This is a genomic window from Azospirillum halopraeferens DSM 3675 (genome assembly GCF_000429625.1).
Classification (GTDB): Bacteria; Pseudomonadota; Alphaproteobacteria; order Azospirillales; family Azospirillaceae; genus Azospirillum; species Azospirillum halopraeferens.
Genome location: NZ_AUCF01000004.1, coordinates 1 through 23,268 on the forward strand (window position 1 = coordinate 1; position 23,268 = coordinate 23,268).

19 protein-coding genes and 1 pseudogene are annotated in these 23,268 nt (G+C 71.1%); 10 read left to right on the plus strand and 10 right to left on the minus strand.

What is annotated here, in order from left to right; all coding sequences use genetic code 11:
• Together G472_RS31045 and G472_RS0103720 are read right to left on the minus strand one after the other, a co-directional pair.
• Positions 1–320 (minus strand): annotated as a pseudogene (locus G472_RS31045) (formate acetyltransferase); the annotation flags it as partial.
• 94 nt (positions 321–414) lie between these two features.
• On the minus strand, positions 415–2,226 hold the full coding sequence (locus G472_RS0103720; protein WP_029007304.1) for a carbon starvation CstA family protein: 1,812 nt from the start codon (positions 2,224–2,226) through the stop codon (positions 415–417).
• A 304-nt stretch (positions 2,227–2,530) separates the two neighbouring features.
• On the opposite strand from G472_RS0103720, the gene G472_RS0103725 reads away from it, so the two are divergent.
• The 6 genes from G472_RS0103725 (at position 2,531) to G472_RS0103755 (ending at position 9,378) form a co-directional block, all read left to right on the plus strand.
• Positions 2,531–3,631: a TRAP transporter substrate-binding protein gene (locus G472_RS0103725; RefSeq protein WP_029007305.1), complete on the plus strand. Its 1,101-nt coding sequence runs from the start codon at positions 2,531–2,533 to the stop codon at positions 3,629–3,631.
• A 3-nt stretch (positions 3,632–3,634) separates the two neighbouring features.
• Entirely contained in the window at positions 3,635–4,234 is a 600-nt protein-coding gene (locus G472_RS31050; RefSeq protein WP_245593381.1) for a TRAP transporter small permease subunit, read from the plus strand.
• Positions 4,221–5,546 (plus strand): TRAP transporter large permease, encoded by a 1,326-nt coding sequence (locus tag G472_RS0103735; protein WP_029007306.1) that lies wholly within the window; start codon positions 4,221–4,223, stop codon positions 5,544–5,546. Before G472_RS31050 ends, G472_RS0103735 begins: the two co-directional genes overlap by 14 nt.
• Positions 5,547–5,825: 279 nt before the next feature.
• The gene (locus G472_RS31055) at positions 5,826–7,814 is read left to right on the plus strand and encodes a methyl-accepting chemotaxis protein (RefSeq protein WP_156926976.1); all 1,989 of its coding nucleotides are present in this window, start codon (positions 5,826–5,828) and stop codon (positions 7,812–7,814) included.
• Positions 7,763–7,945: a hypothetical protein gene (locus tag G472_RS31060; protein ID WP_035691033.1), complete on the plus strand. Its 183-nt coding sequence runs from the start codon at positions 7,763–7,765 to the stop codon at positions 7,943–7,945. The genes G472_RS31055 and G472_RS31060 overlap by 52 nt, the downstream gene beginning before the upstream one ends.
• 155 nt (positions 7,946–8,100) lie before the next feature.
• On the plus strand, positions 8,101–9,378 hold the full coding sequence (locus tag G472_RS0103755) for a DUF1835 domain-containing protein (protein ID WP_156926977.1): 1,278 nt from the start codon (positions 8,101–8,103) through the stop codon (positions 9,376–9,378).
• 6 nt (positions 9,379–9,384) lie between these two features.
• Here the strand turns inward: G472_RS0103755 and btsR are convergent, their stop codons facing one another.
• Together btsR and G472_RS0103765 are read right to left on the minus strand one after the other, a co-directional pair.
• Positions 9,385–10,104 (minus strand): two-component system response regulator BtsR, encoded by a 720-nt coding sequence (gene btsR / locus G472_RS0103760; protein WP_029007308.1) that lies wholly within the window; start codon positions 10,102–10,104, stop codon positions 9,385–9,387.
• On the minus strand, positions 10,101–11,831 hold the full coding sequence (locus G472_RS0103765; RefSeq protein ID WP_029007309.1) for a sensor histidine kinase: 1,731 nt from the start codon (positions 11,829–11,831) through the stop codon (positions 10,101–10,103). Before G472_RS0103765 ends, btsR begins: the two co-directional genes overlap by 4 nt.
• A 171-nt stretch (positions 11,832–12,002) precedes the next feature.
• On the opposite strand from G472_RS0103765, the gene G472_RS0103770 reads away from it, so the two are divergent.
• From G472_RS0103770 to rpoH, 3 genes are all read left to right on the plus strand, one after another.
• Positions 12,003–13,121 carry a Gfo/Idh/MocA family protein gene (locus G472_RS0103770; RefSeq protein WP_035691035.1) on the plus strand — a complete coding sequence of 373 codons (1,119 nt, stop codon included), beginning with the start codon at positions 12,003–12,005 and terminating at the stop codon, positions 13,119–13,121.
• A 45-nt stretch (positions 13,122–13,166) separates the two neighbouring features.
• Positions 13,167–13,757 carry a glutathione peroxidase gene (locus G472_RS0103775; RefSeq protein WP_029007311.1) on the plus strand — a complete coding sequence of 197 codons (591 nt, stop codon included), beginning with the start codon at positions 13,167–13,169 and terminating at the stop codon, positions 13,755–13,757.
• A gap of 125 nt (positions 13,758–13,882) precedes the next feature.
• Positions 13,883–14,755: an RNA polymerase sigma factor RpoH gene (gene rpoH, locus G472_RS0103780; protein WP_029007312.1), complete on the plus strand. Its 873-nt coding sequence runs from the start codon at positions 13,883–13,885 to the stop codon at positions 14,753–14,755.
• Positions 14,756–14,759: 4 nt separating this feature from the next.
• Here the strand turns inward: rpoH and G472_RS0103785 are convergent, their stop codons facing one another.
• The 3 genes from G472_RS0103785 to G472_RS0103795 form a co-directional block, all read right to left on the minus strand.
• On the minus strand, positions 14,760–15,878 hold the full coding sequence (locus G472_RS0103785) for a glycosyltransferase (protein ID WP_029007313.1): 1,119 nt from the start codon (positions 15,876–15,878) through the stop codon (positions 14,760–14,762).
• Positions 15,863–16,102: an AAA family ATPase gene (locus G472_RS0103790; RefSeq protein WP_029007314.1), complete on the minus strand. Its 240-nt coding sequence runs from the start codon at positions 16,100–16,102 to the stop codon at positions 15,863–15,865. Before G472_RS0103790 ends, G472_RS0103785 begins: the two co-directional genes overlap by 16 nt.
• Before the next feature lie 73 nt (positions 16,103–16,175).
• Positions 16,176–17,534 (minus strand): GH1 family beta-glucosidase, encoded by a 1,359-nt coding sequence (locus tag G472_RS0103795; protein ID WP_029007315.1) that lies wholly within the window; start codon positions 17,532–17,534, stop codon positions 16,176–16,178.
• A gap of 107 nt (positions 17,535–17,641) precedes the next feature.
• Here G472_RS0103795 and G472_RS0103800 point away from each other — a divergent pair, with 107 nt between their 5' ends.
• The gene (locus G472_RS0103800; protein WP_051340343.1) at positions 17,642–19,006 is read left to right on the plus strand and encodes a GH1 family beta-glucosidase; all 1,365 of its coding nucleotides are present in this window, start codon (positions 17,642–17,644) and stop codon (positions 19,004–19,006) included.
• Positions 19,007–19,018: 12 nt separating this feature from the next.
• Here the strand turns inward: G472_RS0103800 and G472_RS31065 are convergent, their stop codons facing one another.
• From G472_RS31065 to G472_RS0103815, 3 genes are all read right to left on the minus strand, one after another.
• Positions 19,019–20,788 carry an ABC transporter ATP-binding protein/permease gene (locus G472_RS31065; RefSeq protein ID WP_245593382.1) on the minus strand — a complete coding sequence of 590 codons (1,770 nt, stop codon included), beginning with the start codon at positions 20,786–20,788 and terminating at the stop codon, positions 19,019–19,021.
• 101 nt (positions 20,789–20,889) lie between these two features.
• Complete coding sequence (locus G472_RS0103810; RefSeq protein WP_029007317.1) at positions 20,890–22,221, minus strand: GH1 family beta-glucosidase; 1,332 nt, start codon at positions 22,219–22,221, stop codon at positions 20,890–20,892.
• Between the two features lie 99 nt (positions 22,222–22,320).
• A complete protein-coding gene (locus tag G472_RS0103815; RefSeq protein WP_029007318.1) occupies positions 22,321–23,268 on the minus strand; it encodes a hypothetical protein in 948 nt (315 codons plus the stop codon).

Consider the following 23,268-nt stretch of genomic DNA (forward strand, 5'->3'; position numbering starts at 1 on the left):
ACCTCCAGCGCCGGGTCGATCCAGCCGGGGGCGTGGGCGGTGATGGAGGAGATGGTCTCCGTGTCGGCGTCCAGCACGCCGCCGGTGGCCGCGCGTTCCCGCTTCAGCAGCTCCGCCACCGTGGCCCACAGGGCGCCGGTGCGCTCGGTCGGGCCGGACAGGAAGGTCTGGTCGCCCTCGTAGGGCGTGACGTTGCGGGTGATGAAGTCGCGCACGTCCACGGTGCGCTGCCACGCTCCCCCGGCAAAGCCCCGCCAGGGCTGGAGTGACCGGGCCGTTTCCGGCGCAGCGTCGAGCGGTTCCGTCAACAGGGTGTCCATGATCGTGACTTTCCGATTCGTTGTCCCGGGTCCGGGGCGGGCGGTCGCCGGATGCGCCCCCCCGCCCCGCTCGTGTCGTCCCGTGGGCGCGTCCTCATTCCGCGGCGGTCGCGGCCATGGGGACCACGGCGGGCTTGGGTATCGCCCGCAGCAGGTCCCGCCACTTCCGCAACGCCGCGAACAGTATGACGAAACCCAGCGTCAGCATGATGATCGAGATCAAGGCATTGAACAGACTGTACCCGCGGGCCGCCGGATTCAGGTACACGTTGGTGATCATCCAGTAGCCGGCGTAGTTCACGGTTGCAAAAAGGTACGCCAGCGGCACCAGGCAGGTGAGCATGTAGACCCGTTTTTCGGCCAGGCGCAGGATGATGGTGGCGCCGATGATGAGGCCGACCGAGGCCATGAGCTGATTTGACACACCGAACAGAGCCCAGACCGAGTTGATGTCGCCCGACGTCAGCAGGTACCCCCAGGCCACGCAGGCCAGCACGCTGGCGGCGATGGAGCCGGGCATCCAGTCCAGCCGCTTCAGCGGCGCGTAGAGGTCGCCGCCCAGGTCCTGGATCAGGTAGCGGGCCACCCGGGTGCCGCTGTCCACGGCGGTCAGGATGAACACCGCCTCGAACATGATGACGAACTGGAAGAAGTAGGAGGCCATGGTGGTGAACCACGGCACGCGGGTGAAGATCTCCGTCATGCCGACCGCCAGGGTCACGGCGCCGCCGGTGCGGCCATAGAGATCCAGGCCGATCGCTTCCGACAGGCGCGGCAGGTCGACCACCTCCATGCCCAGCTTGGCGAAGGCCGCGGGGGCGGAGTTGATGGCGAAATAGTCGGCCGGGTGCAGGGCGGTGGCGGCGATCAGCGCCATGACGCCGACCATGCATTCCGCCAGCATGCCGCCGAAGGCCACGGGGCGGATGTCGCTCCACTTGTCGATCAGCTTGGGCGTGGTGCCCGACCCGATGAAGGCGTGGAACCCCGAGATGGCGCCGCAGGCGATGGTGATGGAGATGAAGGGCCACACCGGACCGCTCAGCACCGGGCCGCCGCCGTGGATGAAGTCGGTCAGGGCGGGGAAGCGGATTTCCGGGTTGATGAAGACCACACCGACGACCAGCGCGCCGAACACGCCGATCTTCATGAAGCTGGACAGGTAGCCGCGCGGCGTCAGCAGCAGCCACACCGGCAGGGCCGTGGCGAAGAAGGCGTAGACGGGCAGGATGACGGCGACCGTATCGGCGTGCAGGGTCAGCCAGGCGCCCAGCACGGTGCCCTGGATGTAGGGGCCGGCCAGCACGGAGGCGGCGATGGCGCCCACGCCCACATAGGTGGCGCCCTTGGAATGGCCCGAGAAGCGCTCGTAGAGGCCCAGCCCGATGGCGATCGGGATGGTCATGAACACCGCGAAGGCGCCCCACGCGTTGCGTTCCAGCGCGTGCACCACGACCATGGACAGGCCGGCCATGGTGATGGTGATGATGAACAGCATTGCCAGCCCGGTGCACCAGCCGGCGACCGGCCCCAGCTCCGCCTTGGCGACCTCGGACAGGGACTGGCCCTTGTGCTTCATCGAGGCGAACAGCACCACCGTGTCGTGGACGGCACCGCCGACGACGACGCCGACCAGCAGCCACAGGAAGCCCGGCAGATAGCCGAACTGGGCGGCGAGAACCGGGCCGACCAGCGGGCCGGCGGCGGCGATCGCCGCGAAATGCTGCCCGGCAGTCACCCACTTCTTGGTGGGAACGTAGTTGCGCCCGTCCTCAAGGGCGTGGGACGGCGTGATCTCCGAATCGTCGGCACGGAGCACCTTGCGCACGAAAAAGATACCGTAGAAGCGGTAGCAGATGGCGAGGATGCAGAGTGTCGCGATCACAAACGTAATGGCGTGATCCATGACGGCTCTCCTGGAAGGGTTCCGCCGTCACTGTAGGAGTGCCCCCACCCGCCGTGGGGTCGGATCGGGCGAGCGGTCGGATGGGGGCCCGAGCGGTCGCCGGCGGGAGGTGAGCGGCGCCACCCCGCGCCGGTGAGCGCGCTGACCATTGATTGTGCACTGCGGCGGAGTCTGCACAATTAAACCGCGCAGCATCGCCCGCCCGGCGGCCGAACACCCGTGTATGCCGACTCCCGGCGTTTGGCATGCCACATGCAGCACCGCTCCCATCAACGCCAGTCAGGAAGACGGGAGCAGGGACAGCATGGATCGACGTTCGTTCGTCACGGCCGCGGTCGCGGGCACGGCCGCCGCCGCCACTCTTGCGGCACCCCATGTCGCGCGGGCGCAGAAGACGTTCCAATGGAAGATGACCAACGCCTACGGGCCGGGATCGCCCTTCTACGTGACCGGCCCCGGCAGCCCCACCGATTTCATCGCGATGGTCGACGCCATGTCCGGCGGCCGCCTGAAGATCCAGCACTTCGCGGCGGGCGAGCTGATTCCGGCGCTGGAGGGCTTCGACGCCGTGTCCGCCGGCACCATCGAGATGAACGCCGCCAACGCCTATTTCTGGGCCGGCAAGACCTTCGCCGCGCAGTACTTCACCGCCGTGCCCTTCGGGTTGAACTTCCAGGGCATGACCGCCTGGCTTCTTCACGGCGGTGGCCAGCAATTGTGGGAGGAGGTCTACGCCCCCTTCAACCTGGTGCCCCTGGCCATGGGCAACACGGGCGTGCAGATGACCGGCTGGTTCCGCAATCCCATCGATTCCATCGAGGGGCTGAAGGGCCTGAAGATGCGCATCCCCGGCCTGGCCGGGAAGGTCTATGCCCAGTTCGGCGTCGACGTGAAGCTGCTGCCCGGCGGGGAGATCTTCCCGGCGCTGGAGCGCGGCGTGATCGACGCGGCCGAGTTCGTCGGGCCCTACCAGGACCGCCGCCTGGGCCTGCACAAGGCGGCCAAGCACTATTACACGACGGGATGGCACGAGACGTCGAACGTCACCGAGCTGATCATCAACAAGGCCGCCTGGGAGTCGCTGCCCGACGACCTCAAGGCCATCGTGCGCGCCGCCGCCGCCGCCTGCAACACCATCAGCCACACCTGGTGCGAGGCGACCAACGCCGAGGCGCTGGCGGACCTGGTGACCAACCACGGGGTGCAGGCGCAGCCGCTGCCCGAATCGATGGTGCCGAAGCTGCGCGAGGCGACGCTCCAGGTGCTGTCCGATGCCGCGGCGAAGGACCCGCTGGTGAAGAAGGTCCACGACTCCTTCACGGCCTTCAAGACCACCCACGACAGTTGGGCCGGCATCTCGGAGGCGGTGTACCAGAGCCAGATCCGCGGTGGCCGGGGAGCCTGACCGGTGCACCGATCCCGGTTCGCGACGAAGGCCGCCGATCTGGCGGCCCTCGGGCGCTGCGCCGACGCGCTGGACCGCGTCGTCGACGTGTGCGGGCGGCTGGCGGCGTGGAGCGCCCTGGCCCTCGTCCTGGTGATGGCCGGCAACGTGCTGCTGCGCTACGGCCTGCGCACCGGCTCGGTGGCCATGCAGGAGCTGGAGTGGCACCTGATGTCGCCGCTGGCGCTGCTGTGCATCGCCTACGCGGTGAAGCACGACGGGCACGTCCGCGTCGACGTGCTCTACAACCGCTTCGGCCTGCGCACCCGCCAGGTCATCGAACTCGTCTCCTGCCTGCTGGCGCTGGCGCTGTGCGTGATCGTGGTCAAGCTGTCCATCCCCTACGCCCTGCAAAGCTATGCCATCGGCGAACGGTCGTCGGACCCCGGCGGGCTGACCCACCGCTACATCCTGAAGGCGATGATCCCGGCCGGCTTCGCGCTGCTCGGTCTGCACAGCCTGGCGTCGGTCCTGCGGGCGGCGATCCCCCTGGCGCAGCCGCGGCCGGAGGCGGATCTCGTGCGCGTCGACCGCGGGGAGGGCCACCGCCATGCCGCTGAATGAGATCCTCGCCATCGGCTGCATCCTGTCGTTCTTCGCCATGCTGGCGATCGGCATTCCCGTGGCGCTGACTCTGGCGGTCAGCGGCTTCGTCTTCGGCTGGCTGGGGTTCGGGCCGCTCCTGTTCAACCTGCTGCCGGCGCGCATCTTCGGCGTTACGACGAACTACACGCTGATCGCCATTCCCCTGTTCGTCTTCATGGGGGTGATGCTGGAGAAGTCGCGCATCGCCGACGACCTGATGGAGGTGATCGGCCACCTCGCCGGCGGCTTGCGCGGCGGCATGGGGATCGGCATCGTGCTGGTGGGCGTGCTGATGGGGGCGACCACCGGCATCGTCGGCGCCACCATCGTGACGCTGGGGCTGCTGACCCTGCCGGCGCTGCTGCGCCGCGGCTACGACAAGGGATTGGCCTGCGGCACCATCTGCGCGTCGGGCACGCTGGGCCAGCTCATCCCGCCCAGCCTCATCCTGATCCTGCTGGCCGACATCCTGGGCCAGTCCGTGGGCACCCTGTTCGCCGCCGCCGTCGGCCCCGGCATCCTGCTGGCCGGCGTGTTCTGCCTGTCCATGCTGGTGCTGGGCGTGCTGCGCCCGGACATGGTGCCGCCGGTGCCCCTGGAGGAGCGCCGGGCCCTGCCGCGGCGGGTGCTGGTGCGCAAGGTGCTGACCGTCGGCCTGCCGCCGGTGGCCCTGGTGCTGCTGGTGCTGGGCTCCATCATCGGCGGCGTGGCCGCCCCGACGGAAGCCGCGTCCATGGGCGCCATCGGCAGCGTCCTGGTCGTGGCGCTGGCCGGCCGCCTGTCGCGCGCGACGCTGGTGGACACGGTGCACACCACGGCGCGCATCACCGCCATCATGATGTTCGTCCTGGTCTGTTCCCAGGTGTTCGCCCTGGCCTTCCGCGGCCTTCAGGGGGAGAAGCTGGTCCACGACGCCTTCGCCCTGGTGCCCGGCGGCGCCGAGGGGGTGGTGCTGTTCATGATCGCCCTGATCTTCGTGCTGGGTTTCTTCATCGAATGGATCGAGATCAGCTACATCGTCGTGCCGCTGTTCCTGCCGGTGCTCCACAACGCCGGCGTCGACCCGGTGTGGACCGCGACCCTGATCGCCGCCATCCTGCAGACCAGCTTCCTCACGCCGCCTTTCGGCTGGGCGCTGTTCTACCTGCGCGGCGTTGCCCCGCCGGAGGTGGCGACGCTGGACATCTACCGCGGCGTCCTGCCCTTCATCGCCATGCAGCTCCTCACCGTCGCCATCATCTTTCTGTGGCCGCCGGTGGCCACCTGGCTGCCCCGCGCCATCGGGTGGTGAGGAGCGGAACGCCGGAAACCCGGGCGTTGCGACGCCCGGGTTGCAACTGCAATCGCGAAGAGTATCTTCATTTCTGAAAATAACAATATTACATTAGTGCTTATCACGTCCGCTTTGCCCTATTCTATGGACCTGAAGCCCCGTCGTCATCCAGGGCGGGGGTATCCATGTTCCGCACGTCAGTTTCCAGACTATTGATCGTCATTCAGGTCCTGATGCTGTGCGGGTTGCTCGCGGCGACGCTCAGCTTGGATTTATAACGCCTACTCGAACTTTGTGGTGGCCGAAGCCACGGAACGGAGTACGATCAGCAACCGCGGCCTGTTCGCTGCAATGTTGCAGACGCGCGGCCAGATCTCGGCGATTCAGACGGGGCTGACGACCGAGGAGGCACCGCAGGAGCGTCTGGCGGGCGTGCGCCGGGCCGCCGACGAGGCAATCGGGCAGGCGCTCGCGGAACTGGAGCGGACCGACCCGGTGAACCGGCAGGACCTTGCCGCGCAGTTGCAGGACGCCTGGCGCCGTCAGTCGGACTCCTGGTCCCTGGTGGAGGCCCACCTCAGGCTTCCCATGGCGGACCGCCGGCTGCCGGACATCGAACCGTGGCGGCAGGCCGTGCAGCGGACCACCGGCCAGTTGGACGAGGTGGCCATCGCCGTGGCCAACGGCGTGCGCAGCCGCGACGCCGTGGTGGCGGCGATGCTGACGACGCGGGAATCCGCGTGGCGGTTGCGGGACCGGTACGGGCTGCAGTGCTCGCTGCTGAGGCCGTTCGTCGCGCAGGACACCCCTCCCGACGCCGAAACCCTGCGGCGCTGGTATGACCACAAGACGGCGGATGGCGTCGAACTGCGCCAGATCCAGGACTTCGCCGCCCGTCCCGACACTCCGGCAGCGCTCCGCAGCCTGATCGGCAAGGCGGCGACGGAGATCGGGGCGGTGCAAAAGCAGATGGACGACCTCATCAGCGGGCTGAGCGGCTCCGGCCGGCCGGCGATGGAGGGGCGCGCCTACACCGGGATGTGCAACGGCCCGTTCGACGGCATCGTCGCCATCGCCTTCGGGGCGCTGGACGAGGCCGTGTCCCACGCCGACGAGCGCCGGACCGAGGCGTTGCTGGTCCTCGTCCCCTCGGGAATCGGGCCGGGGCTGGCCATCCTGCTGTCGGTTGCCGGCGTGGCGGCCATCCGCGCCCGGGTGATGCGTCCGATCAGCGACCTGACCGAGGCGATCGGCCACCTGTCGCGGCGCGACTTCGCCCGGCCGGTGCCGCCCAAGCGCTATCGCGACGAACTGGGAAGCATGGCCGATGCCCTGGAAACCCTGCGCCTGGGCGCGCTGGAAGCGGAGCGCCTGGAGCGGGAAGCCGCGGCCCGCAGGGAGGCGGAACTGGCGCGTGCGGCCAGCATCCGCACCCTGTGCGATGCGTTCCATCGGGCGGCCCACAGCGCTTTGACCACCATCGGCGACGCCTCGCGGGCCCTGGAGCACACGTCGGGCACCATGCGCTCGGTGGCGACCGACACCAGCCATCAGGCGGCCAGAGTGTCCGGTGCCGCCGAACAAACATCCCACAGCGTGCAAACCGTGGCGGCGGCGACGGAGGAACTGTCGGCGTCCATCGCCGAGATCTCCAAGCAGGTGACCGCCAGCGCCGACATGGCCCGGTCGGCGGCCGAACAGGCGGCCGAGACCAACGTCACGGTGGAGGCGCTGGCCGACGCGGCGCAGCGCATCGGCGACGTCATCGGCCTGATCAGCACGATCGCGGCACAGACCAACCTGCTGGCGCTGAACGCGACCATCGAGGCGGCCCGCGCCGGTGACGCCGGCAAGGGCTTCGCCGTCGTGGCCAACGAGGTGAAGAGCCTGGCCACCCAAACCGCCCGCGCCACCGGGGACATCTCCGAACAGGTCGAGCGCATCCAGCGCACCACGGCGGCGGCGGTGGCGGTCATCCGCGTCGTCACCGACACCATCCGCCGGATCAGCGAGGGTGCGGCGGCCATCATCGCCGCCGTGGAGGAGCAAGGTGCGGCGACCCGCGAGATCTCCGGCAGCGTGCAGCAGGTGGCACAGGGAACGGCGGTGCCGCCGCTCACCCCCGCCGGCCGGCCGCTCGGCCCGCTCCCGGCGCCGCTCGGCCGGTTCGCCGGCTGCGGCGCCGGCGGGCGGGGTAGGGTGGGGCGTCGAACGCTTCCTCCGGAGCCCCGCCGATGCCCCGCCCCGACCTGCGCGCCGCCTGGACCGGCCTGTGCCGGTTCCTGAAGGACGATTCCTACGAACGCTATCTGGCCGAGCACGCCCGTCTCGGGCGGCGGGATCCGCCCATGGATCTGCCCGCCTTCCGCCGCGCCGAGGCGATGGCGCACGCCGCGCGCATGTGCTGCGACGATTGACGCCGGCCGCCGGACGGTCTTTACTGGCGGACGGGCCGGGTTGGGTCCTCCACGTCCGCGGAAAGGGCTGCGCCCGCAACCACTGAGCACGGGACGCCTGCCATCTCCCTTTTCAGTCTGTCGGCGGACACGGACGTGGATGAAAAGGGATCGCCATGACCGAAAGGCCCATCCGGCCCGCGGTGCCGTTCCGTCTCAACCTCGACCAGCAGAAGACCCGCGCCAGGGACCTGTTGCGCGCCGTGCGCGCGGGGGATGCCGCGGCCCTGGCCCGCTGGCGCACGCACCGGCCCGCCGCCGCTCCGGAAGCGGCCCGCCTGGCCGACGCCCAGTTCGTCATCGCCCGCGAACTCGGCAGCCCGAGCTGGCCGCGCCTGAAGGCGCACATCCTGGCCATGGGCCGCGCCCGCGCCGCCATCACCGGCGGTGACCCGCCCCCCGACGGCGACCGGCGCACGCTGCACGTCCGCTGCGGCTCCGACATCCGGACGGCGCTGGGCGACGCGGGGTTCGCCGGTGATTTCCTGGAGCACTCCGACCCCTGCTGCCAGGGTCCCGTTCCCGAGGGGCCGGACCTGCACGCCGTCCGCGTCCGCTTCCTCACCGGCGCCTTCGGCGGCCTCATGGACCTCTCCGCGGACGCCATCGCCGACAAGCTGCGGCGCGAGGAGGAGGGGCTGGCTGCCGCCGCGGGGTACGAGCGGGTCGTGCTGTGGTGCGAGCACGACAGCTACGACCAGCTCTGCCTGGCCCGCTGGCTGGCCCGCTTCGCCGAATCCGGGGCGCCGCCGGTGACGGAGCTGGTGTCCATCAGCCATTTCCCCGGTGCCGCGCGCTTCATCGGCCTGGGCCAGTTGCCGCCGGAAGGGCTCCGGCTGCTGTGGCCGACGCGCCATCGGCTGGCACCCGCCGATCTGACGGCCGGGCGGCGGGCGTGGGACGCCCTGCGCAGCCCCGACCCGCGCGCGCTGGCGGCGCTGGCCCGCTCCGCCATGCCCGGACTGCCGGACCTGCCGGGGGCGCTGCACCGCCACCTGCGGGAGCTGCCGTGGACCGGCGACGGCCTGTCGCTGACCGAACGCTTCATCCTGGAGCTGGTCGGGAGCGGGGATTTCACCGTCGGCCGGATCTACGCCGAGGTGATGAACCGGCGCGAACCCCGGCCGTGGCTGAGCGACCTGATGTTCCTGGTCATCGTGCAGGCCATGCTGCGCGCCGCCGAACCGCCGTTCGCCATCGACGGGGACGGCGCCGGCCGGCCGTGGCCGCAGTGGCCGCTGCGCATCACCGACGCCGGTGCCGCGGTGCTGCGCGGCGCCCGGGACTGGCTGTCCCTCGGGCCGCCGGAGCGCTGGGTCGGCGGCGTGCGCATCGTTCCCGGCGCCGGGCCCTGGCGCTGGGACGACGCGGCCGGGGAGCCGGTGCGGGCGTAGCCGGTTTCATACGATCCCCAGCCGCTCCTTCAGCGGTGCCAGGAAGCGGCGGCTGACCGGTACGGTGTGGCCGCCGCGGGTGAGGATCTCCGCCAGGCCGTTGTCGACGAAGCGGATCTCGCGGATGCGCTCGGGGTTGACCAGGTGCTGGCGGTGACAGCGCAGGAGCGGGGTGCGATCGTGCAGCGTGTGCAGGGTCAGCTCGGTGAAACGCTCCTGCCCGTCCTCCCCCACCACGTACACGCCGGCCGGACGGGACACCACGTACTCCACCTCGGCCACGGTCATCAGGACGATCCGGTTGACGCCGGTGCAGGGGATGCGCGTCAGCTCGTCGGTTCCCTTCAGCGCGCGCAGGTCCTGCGGCGCGCGCTCGCGGCGCAGGCGGTGCAGAGTCTTTTCCAGCCGGCCGGGCTCCACGGGTTTCAGCAGGTAGTCGAAGGCATGCTCCTCGAACGCCTGCACCGCGTACTCGTCGTGGGCGGTGAGGAAGACGATGCGCGGCATCCGCTCGGGATCGAGCATGGACAGCAGCTCCAGTCCGCTCACCCGCGGCATCTGGATGTCGAGGAACACCACGTCCGGCGCCTGCCGGTTGATGGCGCCGATGGCTTCGATGGCGTTGGCGCATTCGCCGATGATCCGCAGGTCCGGCGCCTCCTCCAGCAGGCGGCGCAGCTCCTCGCGGGCCGGCGGTTCGTCGTCGACGATCAGGACCGACATCATGGGGCGGCGGCCTCGGTGGTTGCGGGCAGGTCCGTTTCGGGCAGATCGAGGGGCAGGCGCAGGGTGACGCGGGTGTGCGCGTCCCGCTCGCAGGCGACGGTGAGGCCGTAGGGGGCACCGCAGCGGTTGCGCACCCGGCCGTCGACGATCGCCATGCCCAGCCCGTCGCCGCCGGTGCGGGCCGGGTCGTAGAGGCCGGCGTTGTCCTCCACCGACAGCAGCAGGTCGTCCCCCTCGCGCCGTGCGGCGATGCGCACGCGCCCGGCGTCCAGAAGCTGGGAGGTGCCGTGCTTGATGGCGTTCTCCACCAGCGGCTGGAGCGAGAAGGCGGGCAGGCGGGCGGCGCGCAGCTCCTCCGGCACGTCGATGGCCACGCTCAGGCGGTCGGCGAAACGCGCCTGTTCGATCTGCAGATAGGCGTTGACGTGCTCCACCTCGTCGGCCAGCGACGCGGTCTCGCTGGGCCGCTTCAGGTTCTTGCGGAAGAAGGTGGAGAGGTTGCGCAGCAGCCGGCGCGCCCGCTCCGGATCGCGCCGGATGACGGCGGAGATGGTGTTCAGGGCGTTGAACAGGAAGTGCGGGTTGACCTGGGCGTGCAGCAGCTTGATCTCCGAGCGGGCGAGCAGCGCCTTCTGCCGCTCGTAGCGGCCGGCGAGGATCTGGCCCGACAGCAGCCGGGCGATGCCTTCGCCCAGCGCCCGGTTGATGGTGGAGAAGATCTTGGTCTTGGGCTCGTACAGCTTGATGGTGCCGATCACCCGATCGTCCTCCCCCACCAGCGGGATCACCAGCACCGCCCCCAGCCGGCAGCTCGGACTGATGGAGCAGCGGTACGACACCTCGTTGCCGTCGGCGTAGATCACCCGGTTGGCGGCGATGGCCTCCAGCGTCTGGGCGGAGCTGATGGGGGTGCCGGGTGTGTGGTGGTCGTCGCCGATGCCGATGAAGGCCAGCAGCTTTTCCCGGTCGGTGATGGCGACGGCGCCGACGCCGGTCTCCTCATAGAGGATGCGGGCAACGCGCATGGAGCTGTCCCGGTCGAAGCCGCCGCGCAGCAATCCGTCGGCCCGCGCCGCGATCTTAAGCGCCTTGGTGGAGAAGGCGCCGGCCTGCTGTTCGATGAGCGCCCGGCGGTCCAGCAGGATGCGCATGAACAGCGCGGCACCCAGGGCGTTGGCGACGATCATCGGCACCGCAACCACCTCCACCAGGTGCACCGCCGCCGGGAACGGCCGTGCCACCGCCAGGATGATCGCCATCTGCACGACCTCGGCCACCAGCGTCACCACGCCGACGCGCACGGGGTTGAACAGGGCCTCGATGCGGCCGCGGCGCACCATGTGGCGGTGCACCAGCCCGCCGATCAGCCCTTCCGCCACGGTGGAGATGGCGCAGGCCAGCGCCGACATGCCGCCCAGGGAATAGCGGTGCGCCCCGCCCGTCAGCCCCACCGCCACCCCCACCGACGGCCCGCCGAACAGGCCGCCCAGCACCGCCCCGATGGCGCGTGTGTTGGCGATGGAGTCGTCGATCTGGAGCCCGAAATACGTCCCCATGACGCAGAAGGCGGAGAAGATGGCGTAGCACGCCAGCTTGTGCGGCCAGCGCACCGTCACGTGCATCACCGGCAGGACCAGCGGCGTGCGGCTGAGCAGCCAGGCGACGACCAGATAGACGCAGGTCTGCTGCAGCAGCGACAGGACGAGCGCGAAGGGTTCGAGGGACATGGGCGGGGCCCCGGAGGACCGCGGCGGCCGTGCCGGCGCCCGCGGGGCTCGGCGGGCGAGCCGTCCGTCATATAACGCCAGGTGGGGTGGGCAACAAGCTGCCGCTCGTCCAGGCTGCAATGCGCCGGCAACGGGCATGAGGCCCGCCGGACCACCGGGGAGAGGTTCATCATGTCCGACGATCCGACCAAGGGGCGCGCCGTGCGCTATGCCGTGGTGGGGGCCGGCTGGATCGCACAGCAGGTGTTCATGCCCGGCGTCGCCCACACCGGCAACTCCGTGCTGGCCGGTCTGGTGACCGGCGATCCGGAGAAGGGGCGGGCCCTGGCGGCCAAGTACGGCATTCCCCGGGTCTGCGGCTACGACGGGTACGAGGCCCTGCTGCGCTCCGGCGCCATCGACGCGGTGTACGTGGCCACCCCCAACACCCTGCACCGGGAGCACGCCGTCGCCGCCCTGGAGGCGGGGGTGCACGTGCTGTGCGAGAAGCCGCTGGCCGATTCCGAAGAGAACGCGCAGGCCATGATCGACGCGGCGCGCACCGGCGGGGCTAAGCTGATGGTGGCCTACCGCCTGCATTTCGAGCCGGCGACGGTGGAGGCGCTGGAGCTGGTCCATGCCGGCCGCATCGGCGAGGTGCGCCTGTTCAACTCCACCTTCACCCAGCAGGTGGCGGGGGCCAACCACCGCGCCAGGGACGGCTATGGGGCCGACCCGGTGGCGGACATGGGCCCCTATCCCATCAACATGGCCCGCCACGTCTTCCAGGCCGACCCGGTGGAGGTGATGGCGCTGAGCACCCGCGGCGACGAACGGCGGTTCGGCGACGTGCCGGAATCGGTGGCGGTGCTGATGCGCTTCCCCGGCGACCGCCTGGCCCAGTTCGTGGTGAGCTTCGGCGCCGAGGCGCTGGACGCCTACCGGATCGTCGGCACCGAGGGGAACCTGCACGCACAGCCCGGCTTCGACTTCATGGCGCCGCTCGAATTCCGCCTGACCACCCCCGCCGGCACCGAGGAACGGCGCTTCCCCCACACCGATCAGTTCGGCGGCGAGCTGCGCTATTTCTCCGACTGCATCCTGGAGGACCGCGAACCGCAGCCGGACGGGGAGGAGGGGCTGGCCGACGTGCGCGTCGTGCTGGCGATACAGGAATCCCTGCGCACCGGCCGCCCCGTCGCCGTGGAGCCGGTGCGCCGCCCCCGCACCCCCCGCGCCGACCAGGTGGCAACGCTGCCCTTCGTGATGGAGCCGGACCTGGTCAACGCCTCCCCGCCGTCGGACGGGTGATCCGCGGCGGCGGCGGCCGCGTAACAGCACCGGAAGGAGGGCCCCATGCCGATCCGCACGCCGATCAAAGCCACCGCCGCCCTTGCCGCCGCCGCCATGGTCCTGATGACGGCGCCGCCCGCCGCGGCCGGTCCGCCGTCCCTGGACTGGGGGGCGCTGCCGCTGCCGGCGCTGAACGGCGGCAGCCACCCGGCCGACCTGTTTCGCGGCAAGGTGGTCCTGGTCGTCAACACCGCTTCGCACTGCGGGTTCACGCCGCAGTACGACGCGTTGCAGGCCCTGTGGACCCGCTACCGCGACCGCGGTTTCGTGGTGCTGGGCGTGCCGTCCAACGATTTCGGCGGGCAGGAGCCGGGGACGGCCAGCGAGATCGCTGACTTCTGCCGCATCAACTACGGCGTCGACTTCCCGCTGCTGGAGAAGCAGCGGGTCACCGGCACCGACGCCCACCCGCTGTACCGCTGGGCGGCCGACGCCACCGGCTTCATCGGGCAGCCCCGCTGGAACTTCCACAAGCTGCTGGTGGGGCGCGACGGCCGGCTGGTCGACTGGTTCTCCAGCATCACCGCCCCCGACTCCGGCAAGGTCACGGCCGCCATCGAGGCGGCCCTGGCGCAGCCGGACGGCGGAACGTAACACACGCCGTTGACTTGGCCGGCGGGGCGCCTAAAATCTGCGGTGCCCTCGCCGTTCGCGGGGGTGCCGGCCGCCCATGCCCGGGGGCCGGCATGATCGTCATATCGCTTGGATGAGGATGTGACATGAGCACTGCCCTGGCGCTGCCGGTACCGTCGTCCGGCGAATCCCTGTCCCGTTACATCGACCAGGTCCACCGCTTCCCGGTGCTCGGCGCCGAGGAGGAATACGTGCTGGCCAACGCGTTCCGCGAGCACGGCGACGTCGAGGCGGCCCGCAGGCTGGTGACCAGCCACCTGCGCCTGGTGGTGAAGATCGCATCGGGCTACCGCGGCTACGGCCTGCCGCTGTCGGACCTGATCAGCGAGGGCAACCTCGGCCTGATGACCGCCGTGCGCAAGTTCGAGCCGGACCGCGGCTTCCGCCTGTCCACCTACGCCATGTGGTGGATCAAGGCGGCCATCCAGGAATACATCCTGCGCTCGTGGAGCCTGGTGAAGCTCGGCACCTCCGCCGCCCAGAAGAAGCTGTTCTTCGGCCTGGCGCGGCTGAAGCGAAAGCTGGGCGAGATCGGCGGCGGCGACCTGCGGCCGGAGAACGTCACCGCGATCGCCCGCACCCTCGACGTGCCGGAAAGCGACGTGGTGGAGGTGAACCGCCGCCTGGCCCAGCCGGTGGCCTCGCTGAACGCCCCGGTGTCCCTGGAGGGCACCGCCGAGGCGCAGGACTTCCTGGCCGACGACCGCCCCAGCGTCGAGGACGTGCTGGTCGAGCGCGGCGAGGCGGCGCGGCGCAGCGCGCTGCTGCGTCAGGCCATGGACATCCTGAACGAGCGCGAGCGCGCCATCCTCGCCGCCCGCCGCCTCAGCGCCACGCCCAGGCTGCTGGAGGATCTGGCCGGCGAGTACGGCGTCAGCCGCGAGCGCATCCGCCAGATCGAGGAGCGCGCCTTCCAGAAGGTGGCGCGGCGCGTGCTGGAACTGGCCGCGGCGGCGTAACCCTTCAGCCCGCCACGCCGCGCAGCAGCGTGGCCAGCCGCGGCGCCAGCACCGCCACGGCGTAGTGCGCCTCGACCGCCGCGCGCGCGGCCGCCCCCATGGCGCGCGCCGCCGGCGGGTCGGCGATCAGGCCGCTCAGGGCCGCGGCCCACTCCTCCGTCGCCGCGGCGCCCAGCGCCACCGGGCCGTACGCCGGCACGGCGTCGTTGCCGTGCGCCGGCACGTCGTGGTTGCCATGCGCCAGCACGTCGCGGTTCATGCCCACCGGCGACACCACCGAGGGCCGGCCGGCCGCCATGTACTGCAGCATCTTGAAGCTGCACTTGCCGCGTTCCCAGTCGCCGTCCGCCAGGGGCATCAGCCCGACCGTCAGGCGGGCGAAGAAGCCGGGTTCCGCCGCTTCCGACCAGGGTGTGAAGTCGATGCGCTCCGCCGGCAGGCCGGGCAGGGCGGCCGGGGCGGGGGGCGCGTCGCAGCACAGTTCCAGCCGGGCGCGCGGGAAGCGCGCCAGCACCGCGGCCAGGGCCGGCGCTACGGCGTCGAGGTAGCGGAGGTTTCCCGACGTGCCGATCCAGCCGATCACCACGCCGTAACCGGTGTCCGGATCGGCATCGGGCCACGGGGCGGGCGTCAGGGCGTCGGTGTCGATGGCCGTGGGCAGCACCGCCACGTTCGGCATCCGGTCGCGGTAGACGTCGGCCAGCCAGCCGTTGCCGCAGATCACCAGATCGCACAGCCCGGCCAGCCGCCGCGCCGTGCGGCCGCCGCGGAACAGGTGGATGGCGTCGTCCACGTCGAGCACCCGCGGCCGTCCCGTCAGCCCTTCCAGGGTCACCAGGGTGGACAGCATCTCGCGCTGCAACAGCACCACGTCGGCCCCGTGGCTGGCCAGCACCCCCGGCAGCCGCTGCGCCAGCGTCCCCGCCGCCCAGGCCGGCCGCAACAGCCGCGCCGCCGGCGGATAGGCCCCCAGCGCCGGAAAGCGCTCCGTCACGGCGACGCCCAGCCGCGCCAGCGGCGCCACGTACTGGCGCACGCGGAAGCGCGCGGCGGGCACGGCGGCCCCGCCGGTGAAGGCGTGCACGCGCAAGAGGTGGTCGGGGGTGGTCAACGACGCGGGCATGCTTGCAGCATCAGCCCTCGCGCCGGGGGCAAGCCCGGGACGCCGTCTCGTGAATGGCGTCCAGCACCGAACTCACTTCCGACGCCGATGTCCCAGAGGGCGAGGGCCTGAAGCGCGGTCGTCTTTCCCGAATTGTTCGGGCCAATGAGGATGACCCGGTCTCCAAGCTCGATGGTGACGTCTTCCAGGGTCTTGAAGTTCCTGATGGTCAATTCGGTGAGCATGGAGGGGTGCTCCGGGACGGCAGGGGCGTGCGGTTAATCCCGGCCGCAAACTAGATCATGCGGTCGCGCCACGCTACGGATACGGCCGTACCCCCGCCCGTTCCCGCGCGATCAGGTCGGCGTACCAGCGGAACGAAGCCTTGGGCGTGCGCTTTTGCGTGGCGAAGTCCACGTGGACGAGGCCGAAGCGGTTGCCGTAGCCGCTGCCCCATTCGAAGTTGTCGAGCAGCGACCACAGGAAGAAGCCGCGCACGTCGGCGCCCCGCGCCACCGCCTCGCGCAGGGCCTTCTGGTAGACGGTCAGATAGGCGATGCGGTGGGGGTCGTTCACCGCGCCGGTGGCGTCCGGCGCATCGTTGCCGCCGCAGCCGTTCTCGGTCACCACGATGGGGATGCGGTAGCGGCGTTGGATCTCCAGCAGCTCGTCCCGGAAGGCGTCGGGGAAGATGGCCCAGCCGACCCCGTGGTCGTCCCCGCCGGGCGGCGCCTCGCCCCAGCCGTAGCCCCAGGTGGCGGCGGGGTCGGCCTTCGCGAAGATCGGGCCGTAGTGGTTGAGGCCGAACCAGTCGACCGGGCGGGCGATGCGCGCCATGTCGCCCCCCTGCACGTACGGCTCCAGCGCCGCGGCAAGCTGCGGCGGGTAATGGCCCAGCAGTTGCGGGTCGGGGAAGGCGCGGTTCCAGTGCTCGTCCAGCAGGGCGGCGGCGGCGCGGTTCTCCGGGGTGTCGCTCTCCGGGATCACCACCTGCCGGTTGTGGATGGCGCCGATGGAGGCGCCGGGGACCAGGGCGCGCAGCGCATCCACGCCGGCCCCGTGGGCCAGGTTGACGTGGTGGACGGCGCGCAGGTGCTGCGCCCGGTCGGTGATGCGTGGCGCCGCCCACGGAATGGCGTAGCCGAACAGGGTGAAGACCGAGAACTCGTTGAAGGTGATCCAGCGCGTCACCCGGTCGCCGTAGCGCCGGGCGCACAGGGCGGCGTAGTCGGCGTAGCGGCCGGCGCAGTCGCGGGACGACCAGCCGCCCAGCTCGTGCAGGGCCAGCGGCAGGTCCCAGTGGTAGAGGCAGACCCACGGCTCGATCCCCGCGGCCAGCAGCCGGTCGATCAGCCGGTCGTAGAAGTCCAGCCCCGCCTCGTTCACGGCGCCGCGCCCGGTCGGCAGGACGCGCGGCCAGGCGATGGAGAAGCGGTAGGCATTCACGCCCAGCCCCTTCATCAGCGCCACGTCCTCCGGCCAGCGGTGGTAATGGTCGCAGGCGACGTCGCCGGAGTCGCCGTTGTAGACCGCGTCGCGGATGCGGCAGTGGCGGTCCCAGATGGACGGGCCGCGGCCATCCGCCTCCGCCGCCCCCTCGATCTGGTAGGCGGAGGTGGAGACACCCCACACGAAATCGGGCCGCAGCGGCGGCGGGGCGGGGGCGGCGGAGGGCATGGCCGGGGACTCCGGAGCAGGGCGGGGGTGGTGCGATCCTAGCTTTGGCGCGTCCGCCGCGGAACGGGCATAATGGCGCTCCCCCTCACCGACGGACCTTCCCCGCCATGGCCACCCCCGACGAACCCGGCCGCACCGCGGCCGACCTGGGCATTCCCGACGGCTTCCTGTGGGGGGCGTCGACCTCCGCCTACCAGGTGGAGGGGGCGGCGAACGAGGACGGGCGGCGGCCCGGTGTGTGGGACACCTTCTGCCGCATGAAGGACCGGATCGACCGCGGCGACACCGGCGACGTCGCCTGCGACCACTACCACCGCTACGCCGGGGACGTCGCCCTGATGAAGGGGCTGGGGTTCGGCGCCTACCGCTTCTCCATCGCCTGGCCGCGCGTCCTGCCCAACGGGCGCGGCGCCGTGAACGAGGCCGGGCTGGACTTCTACGACCGGCTGATCGACCGGCTGCTGGAGGCGGGGATCGAGCCGTGGGCCTGCCTGTTCCACTGGGACTTCCCGCAGGCGCTGCACGACCTGGGCGGCTGGTCGCGGCGCGACAGCGCCGGCTGGTTCGCCGACTACGCCGCCCTGTGCGCCCGGCGCTACGGAGACCGGGTGAAGCGCTGGGCCACCATGAACGAGTTCTCGGTCTTCACCCTGTTCGGCTATTGCTGGGGCTGGGGGGCGCCCGGCATCTCCGACCCCGCCCACCACCTGCGGGTCATCCACCACGTCAACCTGGCCCATGGGGCCGGCGTGGATGCGCTGCGCGCCCTGGTCCCCGGCGCCTCCATCGGCGCCATCCACAGCGTGCAGCCCCTGCGGCCGGAGAGCGAACGGCCGGAGGACGTGGAGGCGACGGCCCTGTTCGACGAGTTCTGGAACGGCTGCTTCCCCGAGTCGCAACTGCGCGCCCACTACCCGCCGCGGCTGGCGGCGCTGATCGAGCCGTACGTCGAGGCCGGCGACATGGTGCGCATCGCCCGGCCGCTGGACTGGTTCGGCCTGAACCACTACGCCCCCATGTACGGCAAGGCCGACCCGGCGGAGCCCCGGGGCTTCACCTTCGGTTCCCCGCCCGACGGCATGGCACGCACCGACATCGGCTGGCCGGTCGATCCCGGCGCCTTCCGCGACACGCTGCTGCACCTGACCCGCCGCTACCGGCTGCCGGTCTACGTCACCGAGAACGGCTTCGGCACCAAGGAGGCGGAGACCCCCGACGCCGAAGGACGGGTGCACGACCCGCGCCGCGTCGCCTATTTCCGCGCCTGCGTCGCCGCCATGGGCGAGGCGCTGCGCGCCGGGGCGGACGTGCGCGGCTATTTCGCCTGGTCGCTGCTGGACAATTTCGAATGGGGCGGCGGCTACGGCACCCGCTTCGGCATCGTGCACGTGGACTACGCCACGCAGGAACGGCGGCCCAAGGACTCGGCCCGCTGGTTCGCCGCCCTCATGGCGGGGGAGGCGGTGGGGTAAGGACCGGCCGCGTCACGCCACCCGATCTTCCAGCGGGACGAGGCGCTCGTCGCGCACCCGCACCGCGTCGCCGGTGCGCTCCAGGGTGACCTTGCGGCGGTGGTGCGCCTCCAGGCCGGGGTGGCTGCCGATGGTCAGCAGGGTGGCCGCGGGGAACTCCGCATCGAGAAGGCGCAGCATGTCCTCCTCCCCGTCGGGGTCGAGGGCATCGGTGGCGTGTTCCACGAAGATCCAGTCGGGGCGGCGGATCAGCAGGCGGGCGAAGCCCAGCCGCTGCTGCTCCGGCAGGGCCATGATCTCGTCCCAATGGTCGCTGTCGTCCAGGCGGGGCAGCAGGTGGGTCAGGCCGACCCGCGCCAGCGCGTCGCGGGCCTGCCCGTCGTCCACCTTCTCCGGCCCGCCGGGATAGCTCAGCGCCGCGCGCAGCGAGCCGTGGGGCAGGTAGGGGCGTTGCGGCATGAAGAACACGCGGGTGTGGGCGGGCAGCGAGATGCGGCCGCTGCCCCAGGTCCACACCCGGGCGACGGCGCGGAACAGGCGGATGGCGGCGCCGGCGTCGCCGGCGATCAGCACCCGCTCGCCGGGCCGGATCTCCAGGTCGAAGGGCTCCACCAGCGGCCGGCCGTCGGTTTCCGCGATGGCGACGTTGCGGAAGCTAAGGTTGTGCTCCGTATCCAGGCGTTCCACCAGGATGCGGGCGCCGCCGTTGCCGGCCACCTCGGCGTCCAGACGCTTGAGCGCGTCGTGCAGGCCCAGCACGCGCTCCACCGACGCCTTCCATTCCGCCACGCGCGGCAGGTTGTCGATGGGCCACGACAGGGCCGCCACCGTCTGCTGGAACGCCTGCGCCGTCTGCATCAGCACCCCCAGCGAGATGGCGCCCGAGATGTAGCGCGGGGCGGCCACCAGGATCGGGAAGGCGGTGGACAGCACCGAATAGGCGGAGGTGAAGGTCATCATGTTGGACAGCGCGCGCGTCTGGCGGTGCCAGCCCTGGCGCACGCCCTGGAACAGGCCGAACAGGCGCCGCCGCTCGTCCCCTTCGCCGTGCAGCAGGGCGACCGCCTGGGCGTGCTCGCGCACGCGGGCCAGCCCGAAGCGGAAATCCGCCTCGTAGCCCTGGCGCCGGTTGGCGGCGTGCACCAGCGGCTGGCCCATCAGCATGGCGATGGTGGTGCCGGCCCCGGCGTACAGCAGGGCGACGTACAGCAGATAGCCGGGCACCGTGACCGTGTACCCGAACACCGTCACCTCCGGCGCCCCCGACAGCTCCCACAGGATGCTGGTGAAGCTGGCCAGCAGCAGCACGCAATAGATCAGCGACAGGCCCAGATCGATGGCGTACTCGGTGGAGATGCGGATGTCCTCGGCGATGCGGCCGTCGGGGTTGTCGTGGTCGCCGGGCAGGTAGGTCACCTGGTGCTGCCGGCCCTTGGACACCCAGTCGTCCAGCAGCTTTTCCGTCAGCCACGCCCGCCAGCCGAGCTGCAGGCGCCGCTTGACCCGCAGATGCAGCACCGTGTTCAGGATGTTGAGCGCGATGATGCCGATGATGGCGACGATCATCGTCATAAACCGGTCCATGGAGCGCTGCTCCAGCGCGTCGAAGAAGCGCTGGCTCCACAGGTTGATCAACACCGGCACGACAACGCCCACGACGGTCAGCGCCAGCAGGGCGACCGACAGCAGGCGCACCTTCCACCGGTCGGGGCCCGACCAGTACCCTCCGGTCAGATCCAGGAACCGGCGGGCGAATCCGGCCACCTCCTTCGATGACTCCATGCTGGGCATTTCCCGCGCGACCCCGGTTCGGAAGGACGAGGACCCTATCGTAACGCGCAGGCGTTACCAAACGTTTTAACCAAAATGGCGTAAGGGGGCTCCTACCCCTCCACCCGCCCGGTGCGGATCACCTCGGCAAGGAAGCGGTAGCTGTCCTTGGGGATGCGTTCCAGCGTGTCGTAGTCGACGCGCACGATGCCGAAGCGTTTGGACAGGCCGAACGCCCACTCGAAGTTGTCGAGCAGGCTCCAGCACAGGTATCCGCGGACGTTGCAGCCCTCCGCCGCGGCGCGGGCCACGGCGATCAGGTGGTCGCGCAGGAAGGCGACCCGTTCGGGGTCGTGGACGCGGCCGTCGGATGTCACGGCATCGTCATAGGCCGCGCCGTTCTCGGCGATGAAGACCGCGGGGTTGCCGTAGTCGCGCCGGAACTCGCACAGCAGGTCGTAGAGCCCGTCGGGCTGGACCGGCCAGGCCATGGCGGTCCAGCGGTCGCAGTGGGCGTCCCCCCACCACACGTCGAAGGGGTGCCCCTCCTCGTGCTTCATGGTCATGCGGGAATAGTAGTTGATGCCCAGCAGGTCGATGGGAAAGCGGATCGCCTCCTCGTCGCCGGGCTGCACGATGGCGGCCATGCGTTCGGCCAGCAGCGGCGGGATGCGGCCGCGCAGCACACCGTCCAGGGCCACGCGGTTCCACACCGCGTCCCAGCGCGCGGCGGCGGCCACGTTTTCCGGCCGGTCGTCCTCGGCGCGGCAGGGCTGCAGGTTGATGACGGTCCCCAGCGTCAGCCCGGCGTGCTCCGCCCGCAGCGCGCGCAGGGCCGCACCCTGGGCCAGGTTCTGGTGGTGCAGGGCGCGCAGCATGCCCTCCTCCCCCAGCCGGTGGCCGGGAGCGTGCTCGCCGGTGCCGTAGCCGTGGGTGGCCACCACGTTGGGCTCGTTCAGCATCATCCAGTCTTTCACCCGGTCGGCCAGGCGCGCGGCGACGATGCGGGCGTACTCGGCGAAGGAGCCGGCGATGGCGCGGCTCTGCCAGCCGCCGGCGTCCTCCAGCGGCTGCGGCAGGTCCCAGTGGTAGAGGCAGGCCATGGGTCGGATGCCCGCCGCCAGCAGCCCGTCCACCAGCCGGTCGTAGAAATCCAGCCCCGCCCCGTTCACCGCCCCGCTGCCGGCGGGCAGGATGCGCGGCCAGGCGATGGAGAAGCGGTAGGCGTTGAAGCCCGCCCGCTGCATCAGCGCGATGTCCTCCGGCCAGCGGTGGTAATGGTCGCAGGCGACGGCGGCGCTGCTGCCGTCCTGGATGCGGCCGGCGGCGGTGAAGGTGTCCCACACGCACGGGCCGCGCCCGTCGGCGTCGACGGCGCCCTCGATCTGGTAGGCGGCGGTGGAGGCGCCCCACAGGAAGTCCGGGGGAAAGGTGTGGCTGGCCATGGTCGGGGTCCGTAGCAGGCGGGACGTGAGAGGGAATCATGCTCCAAGTCGCGCCCGCGCGCCATGGGGGAACGACGGCCTCAGGCCCGTTCCGCCCCGCTACCAGTAGGCGCCGTTCTCGACCAGGCCGTTGGCGGAGGGGGTCTCCTCGGGCAGGGGGCGGCACCAGTGTTCGTTCATCCGGCGCACGATCTCCGGGTTGTCTTCGAACCGGCGGCCCTGAATGCCGAACAGCACCTGCGTGCCGCCGCCCATGTGGATGCCGATCCGGCCAAGCCGCCGGGCCAGCGCGCACAGCGGGATGGACAGCCCGCCGGCCCCCACCAGCGCCACGTCGAAGGGCTTGGATTCGAGCCGTTCGGCCACCGCGTCGTAGCGCTCGAACCAGGTCGCGTGGCGGGGCGGCTCCAGCGCCGGGCTGAAGGGGACGGGCACGACGCGCAGGTCGAAATCCGGCAGGGGGGTCGGCTGTGCCGTCCAGATCGCCCGGCGCCGTTCGTACTGCGCGGCGACGGTCCGCGCGAAGGGAGTCACCACCGCGACGCGGCGTCCCAGGAGCGCGTGGCTCCAGGGCTCCTCGCATAGGTAGGGCTCCAGCGCCTCCAACTCCATGAAACGGGCCCGGGAGGCGGCGGCGGCCACCACGCGGGCCTCGCCGTGATTGTACCAGACGCCGAGCAGATCGACGCTGCCCAGGCTCTCCAGGTAGACGTCCGAGAAGCGATCGAGCGTGCGGTCGTCCGTCGGAAAGATGCCGGGGCCGACCAGCGCCTCTTCCCGCAGCCAGTCGGGATACGGCGCAGCGCGGCCTGCCAGCCGGCGCAGCACGATGCGCAGCTCCGAATTGCCGATCTTGCCGATGGCGGCGGGCCGGCCGTCGCGAATCGCCTGCGCGATTGCCCGGTTGCCTGCCGGGGGGGTCGCCACCTCGTGGGTGAGCGCGAACAGGGCACCGCGCAGTTGCCGCGGCACGCGGCGCAGCCGGTAGTCGGGGTCGACGGCCCGGGCCAGCCGGCGCAAACGGTTGCGCGACGCCACGCCGAACAC